Below are 7626 nucleotides of genomic sequence, written 5' to 3' on the forward strand. Positions count from 1 at the left end.
CCTCTTTACAGCCAGCCCAGCCAGCGCCAGTAGGTCATGCCCATCAGCATCATCAACGCGTAGCCGATGATGGTGACCAGGATCCCGACCTTGGCGAACTGCTTGGCGTTGAAGGTTTCCGTGCCCAGGCACACCATGTTCTGCGGCGCGTTGATCGGCAGGATGAAGCCATAGCTCACCACGAAACCCAGCAGCATGGTCATGCCCAGGCGGCTGAAGTCGCCGGGCAGCGTGGCCAGCACCGAGATCAGGATCGGCAGCATGGCCGAGGTCAGCGCGGTGGCGCTGGCAAAACCCAGGTGGATGATGATCAGGAAGGCCGACAGGATGGCGAAGATCGCCAGCGGGCCGAGATGGTCCAGCCCCGTGTGCGCCACCACCTGGTTGCCGAGCCACTGGCCGGCCTGCGTGGTCAGCAACGCGGTGCCCAGGCTGATGCCGACGCCGAACACGATTACCGTGCCCCATGGGATGCGCGACTGCACGTCTTTCCATGTCATCACGCCAAAGCGCGGCAGCAGCAGCAGCACCAGGCCGAAGTAGGTGGTGGACGTGGTGTCGAACTTGTGCAACTTGCCTTCGGTGGACCAGAACAGCAGCAGCATGACGGACACGGCCATCAGGCGCTTTTGCGCACTGGACATGGGGCCCAGTTCCAGCAGCGACTTCTCGACCGCTTCCTTGCCCCCGGCGATGCTGTCGCTTTCCGGCGGCAGCAGCTTGAGCACGATGATGATCAGCACGGCCGACATGATCAGCGACCAGGGGGCGCCGGCGATCAGCCAGTCCGACCAGGCCACGCGCTGGCCCAGCATCTTTTCCATGAAGCCGACCGTCAGCAGGTTCTGCGCGGCGGCCGTCTGGATGCCGACGTTCCAGATACTGGTGGCCTGCGCGACGATGATCATGATGCCGGCGGCGATGTTAGAGCGCCGGTCCACGCCGAAGGCCGCGATCACGCCCATCATGATGGGCACCACGGCGGCGCTGCGGGCGGTGGCGCTGGGAACCACCAGACTCAACACGATGGTCACGGCGATACATCCGACCAGGATACGGCGCGTGCTGGTGCCGACCTTGGACAGCGTCACCAGCGCGATGCGCCGGTCCAGCCCGGTGAAGGTCATGGCCGCGGCGATGAACAGGGCGCCGGTCACCAGCGCCAGCGCCGAATTGGAGAAACCCGTCAGCGCCATGCTGATGGCGGCCGAGGTGCCATAGACGACCTGTGGGTCCTTGATGGTGGGCGCGGTGCCCAGCAGGAAGGCCATCAGCGTCGTGATCATGATGGCGCTGGCTTCATAGGAAACGGCTTCCGTGATCCACACCACCACCGCGAACGCCAGGATGGCCAGCATGCGATGGCCGGCAACCGGCAGATCGGCCGGCAGTGGCAGCATCAGCACGCCGATCATGACGAGGAAGCCGGCCACCAGACCGATCGGAATTTTTGTTTTCTTGGGGGCTTGCGAGGCAGGGACAGCGGTTTCCGCGGTCATATCCATCTCCGGTTGAGGTCAAACTGACGGTACGCCGCTCTCAAGCCTGGGGCTCAATCAAAGCGAAGTACCGGCGCTACAGAATGATCGTGACGGCAGTAAGGAAAACCCGTATTGATGCGTGTCAATCCGAGGGGGAATCGTGCTTGTCGGAAACCTGTCAAGGGGATTATGCTCGTCGGCCCTCGATACTCGCAACCCTGCGAATGTTGCGTAAAAACAAACAAATAAGCGAACGGCAGGGATTCTTGAGGATTAATTCGCTCGTGTTAATGAGCAAATCGGCCGCCTGCCGGCATCAACCCAGGGTCAGGCGCAGTTGTTCGTCCAGATGCAGCGTGGGGGCGACGCGCCATCCGCTCTGGGCGTAGCGCAGCCAGCGTCCCAGCACCAGGTGGGTCAGCAGGCTTGCATGCGCGGCCACATTGGCTTCGGGCGGCAGGCCGCCGTCGGTGACGGCGATGCGCAGCGACTGCTTCAAGGATGCCTCGATGCGGTCATTGATGTGATTGATCCGTTCCTGCAGGCGGTTGTCCTCGGTGACCAGGGCGTCGCCTGTCAGGACCCGCGTCATGCCGCGGTTGCGTTCCGAGAACGTCAACAGCATCGCCACCGTCTGGTGGGCCTGTGACAGGCCATAGGGTTCGGCGCTGGCGATCTGATTCACAAGCGTGAAGATGCTGGTTTCGATGAATTCGATCAGCCCTTCGAACATCTGCGCCTTGCTGGCGAAATGGCGATAGAGAGCCGCTTCCGAGACCGCCAGGCGCGCGGCCAGCGCCGCCGTGGTGATGCGCGAGGCGTGCGGCTGCTCCAGCATCTCGGCCAGGGTCTGCAGAATCTGGGTCTTGCGCTCGCCGGGTTTGCTCGCCATGGACGGGTCTGGTGTTACGCAGGCTGACGGTGGAAGTGGGAAACGCGCCGGCGCTCAACCCCGCAGGGGGCGCCGGCGCAGCAGCAGATCACTGACGGAGTTTACCCGCAAGTCGACGTAGGCCGGCCGCTGCGAGCGGCCCCGGGCGAAGGGCGTGCCGGGATGGAATACATGCACGGTGCGCAGCCCCGCGCGGCGGGCGCCGCGCAGGTTGGCGAGCGTGTCTTCGACCAGCACCGCCTGGCGCGCCGGCACGCCTTCGCGCGCCAGCACGTGGCGCAGCAGCGCGGGCGAGGGCTTGGGGCGGAATTCGCCATGCAGGCGCATGTGCTCGATCGCCCACAGACTGTCGAACTGGCGCAGGATGCCCAGGCGCCGCAGCACGGCGCGCGCGTAATGCAGCGGCGCGTTGGTCAGCAGCACCTTGCGGCCGGGCAGTTGCCGCAGCTTGTAGGCCAGCGCCTTCTCGGCGCGCACCAGCGGGCCGACGTCGAAGTCATGGCTGCGGTGCAGGAAGGCGTGCGGGTCGATGCCGTGGTGGCGCACCATGCCGATCATCGTTGCGCCATAGCGCTGCCAGTACTGCTTGCGCACGGCGTTGGCGGTGTCGATGTCCACATCCAGCGCCTCGGCCACGGCCATGGTCATGCCGTGGTCGATCTGCGGAAAGATGGCGTGGGAAGTGTCGTGGAGCGTGTTGTCCAGATCAAACAGCCACAGGCGTCCGGGGGCGCCCGTGGCCGTGCGGCGCGAGCGGCGCTGGCGCACCGCCGGCCGCAGCAGGGTGCGCAGCGCCCGCATCAGTGCGAACTGATCATCGTGCCGACGCCTTGGTCGGTCAGGATTTCCAGCAGCAGGCAGTGCGGCACGCGGCCGTCGACGATGTGCACCGAGTTGACGCCGTTCTTGGCGGCGTCCAGCGCGGACGAAATCTTGGGCAACATGCCGCCCGAGATGGTGCCGTCGGCGAACAGTTCGTCGATGGTCTGGGCCGACAGGCTGCGCAGCAGCTTGCCGCCCTTGTCCAGCACGCCCGGGGTGTTGGTCAGCATCAGCAGCTTTTCGGCGCCCAGGACTTCGGCCATCTTGCCGGCGACGACGTCGGCATTGATGTTGTAGGCGGTGCCGTCCTCGCCGTAGCCGATGGGCGAGATGACCGGGATGAACTGGTCATCCTGCAGGGCCTTGACCACCGCCGGCTCGACCAGGGTGATGTCGCCGACGAAACCGATGTCGATCGGCTCGGCGGGATTGTCCTTGTTGGCCATCAGCTTTTTCTGGGCCTGGATCAGTCCACCGTCCTTGCCGGTCAGGCCCACGGCCTTGCCACCGACTTCGTTGATCATCATGACGATGTCCTGCTGGACCTGGCCGCCCAGCACCCATTCGACCACTTCCATGGTCTCGGCATCGGTGACGCGCATGCCCTGGATGAACGTGCCTTGCTTGCCGATGCGGCGCAGCGCATCGTCGATCTGCGGACCGCCGCCGTGCACCACGACCGGGTTCAGACCCACCAGCTTGAGCAACACCACGTCATGCGCGAAGCTGCGCTGCAGGCGCTCTTCCGTCATGGCGTTGCCGCCGTACTTGACCACGATGGTTTTGCCGTGGAATCGTCGGATATAAGGCAGTGCTTCGGAGAGCACGGCGGCTTTGACAGCGGGAGACGAGACGGCAGCAGGGTCGGGGGTGTCGGTCATGGCAGCGAAGTCGGCAATAAGTAGGTATGAGAGTTAGAGGTTGAAAGCCCGCGCCGATGATGGCGTCTAGGCATTGCCCCCCATGGGGGCGTGGGGTCCGGCAGTAAAAAATGCCTGCACAGGAACGCGTTGGCAACGCGGTAGCGCAAGCATACGACGGATTGTAGTACCCGCAGGTTGCTTATGCTTTAAACCCATGTCTTTATGCCCGACAAATAACCGGCATTCGGGTAAATTGGGGGCGTTTTCGCAACGGAGCGCCCCTCACGAGGGGGCCTCTCCCTCCCGGCTGGGCATATGCCCCTAATTTCTACTTATAAAAGAGGCGACTCATGCGTTTGAATTTCGTCCGTTCCGCCCTGGTGGCGTCGGCCTTGCTGGTGGCGGCCACCGCCGCCCATGCCGAAAAAATCGTCGTCGGCGCCACCCAGGTCCCGCATGCGGAGATCCTGGAAGTGGTCAAGCCGCAGCTGGCCAAGGAAGGGGTGGAGCTCGACATCAAGGTGTTCAACGACTACGTGCAGCCCAACCTGCAACTGGCCGACAAGCAGCTCGACGCCAATTTCTTCCAGCACAAGCCGTACCTCGACACCTTCAACAAGGACCGCAAGGCCACGCTGGTGCCGGTCGCCCTGGTGCACGTCGAGCCCTTCGGCGGCTACTCCAAGAAGATCAAGAGCCTGTCCGAACTGAAGGACGGCGCCATCGTCGCCATTCCCAACGACCCGTCCAACGGCGGCCGCGCGCTGGTGCTGCTGCAGAAGCAGGGCATCATCAAGCTGAAGGACCCGGCCAACATCCTGGCGACCGCTGCCGACGTGACCGACAACCCCAAGAAACTGAAATTCCGCGAACTCGAGGCCGCCATGCTGCCGCGCTCGCTGGACGACGTCGACCTGGCCCTGATCAACACCAACTACGCGCTGGAAGCCGGCCTGGTGCCGACCAAGGACGCGCTGTTCATCGAGGGCTCGGATTCGCCGTACGCCAACATCCTGGTGACCCGCTCGGACAACAAGGACGCGCCGGGGATCAAGAAGCTGGTCAACGCGCTGCATTCGCCCGAGGTGAAGAAGTTCATCGTCGAGAAATACAAGGGCGCCGTGGTGCCGGCGTTCTGATCTCGACCCGGCCCTGACCCTTTGCCTGAACCGCCCGCGCATGCGGGCGGTTTCTTTTTTGGGTGGCGGTTGGGGGCGAGGCGCCGTACCGAGCAGTCACGCGTGGTGGGAGGTGCCCAATGAAAAACCGCCCGGCGAGCGGGCGGTTCATGGCGGGAACCGGGCTCAGCCCGCGGCCAGCGCCTTTTCGACGGTGGCGTGGAATTGCGCCACGTCGTACTCGCCCAGGTAGCGCTTGATGATGCGTCCCTGCTTGTCGATGAGGAATGCCGTGGGTGTCAGGCGGATGTCGCCGAAGGCGCGGGCGATGTCGCCCTTGGTGTCCAGCGCCACCGGGAACGGCAGCTTGCGGCTTTCGGCGAAGTTCAGCACGTAGTTGGGCGGATCGTAGTCCATGGCCACCGCGATCGCCTCGTAGCCCTTGCCCGCGTACTCGTTGTAGGCGGAGATGGTCTCGGGCATCTGCTTGACGCAGGTGATGCAGCTGGTGGCCCAGAACTTCACCAGTACCACCTTGCCGCGCAAGTCCTGCATGGAGAAGGTCTTGCCTTCCAGCGTGGTGAAGGTGACGTTCGGCGCGGTCTGCGCCGGGCGCATGACGAACCAGGCGCCGATACCGACCGCCACCAGGACGGCCAGGGCTACGATGGCTTTTTTCATTTGATGGGCATGGCCTCTACGGCACTGCCACCGCTGTTGGGCGCGCTGCTGTGGTCGGCAGCGCCCGCGCCGCTTTCGATGGGGGCCTTGGTTTCCGTGGTGGTCGATTGGCCGCCGCTGTTCGACAGGCGAATCGCTTCTTCACGGCTGATGATTTCGAACAGTTTAACCACCTTTGTCACGCCGCTCAGGTCCGCCACCGCGTTGGCGGCGTAGTCACTCTCGGCCTGCGTCACCTTGCCCATCAGGTAGACCACGCTGTGGTCAGTAGTGACGGCGATGGTGCCGGAGGGCACGTACTTGGTATTGAGCAGCGCGGTCTTGGCCTTGGAGGTGAGCCAGGTGTCGTTCGAGCGCACGCCGAAGGACGCGATCGGCCCCACGTTGAGCTGGTTGATCACCTGCTTGACGTTCTCGACGCCCTGCGCGATGGCGGTGGCCTGGGACTTGGCTTCCTCGGTGGGCACGTCGCCGGTCAGCAGCAAGTGGCCGCTGTAGGCCATGGCGTTGACGCGCGCCGTGTCGCCCAGTTTCTGCGAGATCTGGCTCTGGGCCTTGAAGGCCATGTTCTGGTCTTCGAGCTGGATGCCCGAGGTACGCCTGTCGGTCACCACCACCGCGGTGGTGGCGGCCGCGCCGCCCACGATCAGGGGGGCGCAGGCGGACAGCGACAGCGTGGCGCCGGACAGCGCCGCGGCGAGCAGCAGGGGGCGGGCGGCCGTGCGGACGTCAGAAATCATTCGGTGTCTCCAAGCAGAAGAGCGTCAATGCCGTCGCAAAGCGCATGCAGTAGCAGTATATGGACTTCCTGGATGCGCATGGTGCGATCACTGGGAACACAGAGATGGACGTCCATCGGCGTGATGAGTTCCCCCATGACGCCGCCGCCCTTGCCGGTCAGGGCCAGCACGTGCATCTCGCGGCTGGCGGCCGCTTCCATGGCGCGCACCACGTTGGGCGAATTGCCGCTGGTGGAAATGGCCACCAGCACGTCGCCGGCCTGGCCGAAGGCGTTCACCTGGCGTTCGAAGACTTCGTCGAAGCCGTAATCGTTGCCGACGGCGGTCAGGATCGAGGTGTCGGTGTTCAGGGCGATGCCGGCCAGGGGCAGGCGTTCGCGTTCGAAACGGCCCACCAGTTCGGCGATGAAATGCTGCGCGTCGGCGGCCGAACCGCCGTTGCCGCAAGCCAGAATCTTGCCGTTGTTGGCCAGGGCGCCGAACAGCACATCCACCGCGATCGCCAGCGGCTCGGCCAGCACGTTCATGCTTTGTTCGTACGTGGCCATGGCATCGCGGAAGTGCGACGTCATTCGAGAGGTCATATCCATGGGCGCGATTATCTCACGGGCCAGCCGGGATCAAGCCACCTCGAAGGCCGCGCGCAGCCACTGGACCTGGCCGCCGTCGAATACCACGGCGTCGAAGCGGGCGGCTGGCGTGGCGCCGCGCCAGTAGTGCCCGGCCAGCCGCGGCAACCAGTGCGCGGCGGCGCGCGCCAGCCGGGCCTGTTTGGCGCGGCCGATGCTGGCGGCCGCGCCGCCGTAAGTGTCGGCCTGACGCGAGCGCACCTCGACGAACACCAAGACATCGCCATCGCGCATGACCAGGTCGATCTCGCCAGCGGGGCAGGCCAGATTGCGGGCCAGCAGCACCAGGCCGGCCCCGCGCAGCAGGCGCAGCGCGGCATCTTCGTGGCTGTCGCCGACGCGTTGGCGTGGCGAGCGCCTGGGGGCGGCGCGGTCGGGCGGGCTGGGCCGCTGCGATGCG

At 65.0% G+C, this 7626-nt stretch carries 9 protein-coding genes; 1 reads left to right on the forward strand and 8 read right to left on the reverse strand.

Features of this window, described 5'->3' with window-relative positions; genetic code table 11:
* Positions 1 to 5: 5 nt before the first annotated feature.
* The 4 genes from HV701_RS21635 to argB form a co-directional block, all read right to left on the reverse strand.
* A complete protein-coding gene (locus HV701_RS21635; RefSeq protein ID WP_175135060.1) occupies positions 6 to 1499 on the reverse strand; it encodes a DASS family sodium-coupled anion symporter in 1494 nt (497 codons plus the stop codon).
* 298 nt (positions 1500 to 1797) lie between these two features.
* Complete coding sequence (gene slmA / locus HV701_RS21640; protein ID WP_175135061.1) at positions 1798 to 2373, reverse strand: nucleoid occlusion factor SlmA; 576 nt, start codon at positions 2371 to 2373, stop codon at positions 1798 to 1800.
* Positions 2374 to 2427: 54 nt separating this feature from the next.
* Complete coding sequence (locus HV701_RS21645; protein ID WP_175135062.1) at positions 2428 to 3174, reverse strand: pyrimidine 5'-nucleotidase; 747 nt, start codon at positions 3172 to 3174, stop codon at positions 2428 to 2430.
* On the reverse strand, positions 3174 to 4076 hold the full coding sequence (argB, locus tag HV701_RS21650; protein ID WP_175135063.1) for an acetylglutamate kinase: 903 nt from the start codon (positions 4074 to 4076) through the stop codon (positions 3174 to 3176). The genes HV701_RS21645 and argB overlap by 1 nt, the downstream gene beginning before the upstream one ends.
* Before the next feature lie 332 nt (positions 4077 to 4408).
* Between argB and HV701_RS21655 the strand changes: the two genes are divergently transcribed.
* Positions 4409 to 5197, forward strand: coding sequence for a MetQ/NlpA family ABC transporter substrate-binding protein (locus HV701_RS21655; protein WP_175135064.1), 789 nt, complete (start codon positions 4409 to 4411; stop codon positions 5195 to 5197).
* A 165-nt stretch (positions 5198 to 5362) separates the two neighbouring features.
* On the opposite strand, the gene HV701_RS21660 is transcribed toward HV701_RS21655, so the two are convergent.
* The 4 genes from HV701_RS21660 to HV701_RS21675 all read right to left on the reverse strand — a co-directional run.
* Entirely contained in the window at positions 5363 to 5857 is a 495-nt protein-coding gene (locus HV701_RS21660; RefSeq protein ID WP_175135065.1) for a peroxiredoxin family protein, read from the reverse strand.
* Positions 5854 to 6597: a BON domain-containing protein gene (locus HV701_RS21665; RefSeq protein WP_175135066.1), complete on the reverse strand. Its 744-nt coding sequence runs from the start codon at positions 6595 to 6597 to the stop codon at positions 5854 to 5856. Before HV701_RS21665 ends, HV701_RS21660 begins: the two co-directional genes overlap by 4 nt.
* A complete protein-coding gene (locus HV701_RS21670) occupies positions 6594 to 7187 on the reverse strand; it encodes a phosphoheptose isomerase (RefSeq protein WP_006389868.1) in 594 nt (197 codons plus the stop codon). Before HV701_RS21670 ends, HV701_RS21665 begins: the two co-directional genes overlap by 4 nt.
* A 30-nt stretch (positions 7188 to 7217) precedes the next feature.
* The coding region (locus HV701_RS21675; RefSeq protein WP_254595227.1) for a YraN family protein at positions 7218 to 7626 on the reverse strand (409 nt) is incomplete at its 5' end.

Origin of the sequence: Achromobacter pulmonis (genome assembly GCF_902859765.1) — a bacterium.
Classification (GTDB): domain Bacteria; phylum Pseudomonadota; class Gammaproteobacteria; order Burkholderiales; family Burkholderiaceae_B; genus Achromobacter; species Achromobacter pulmonis.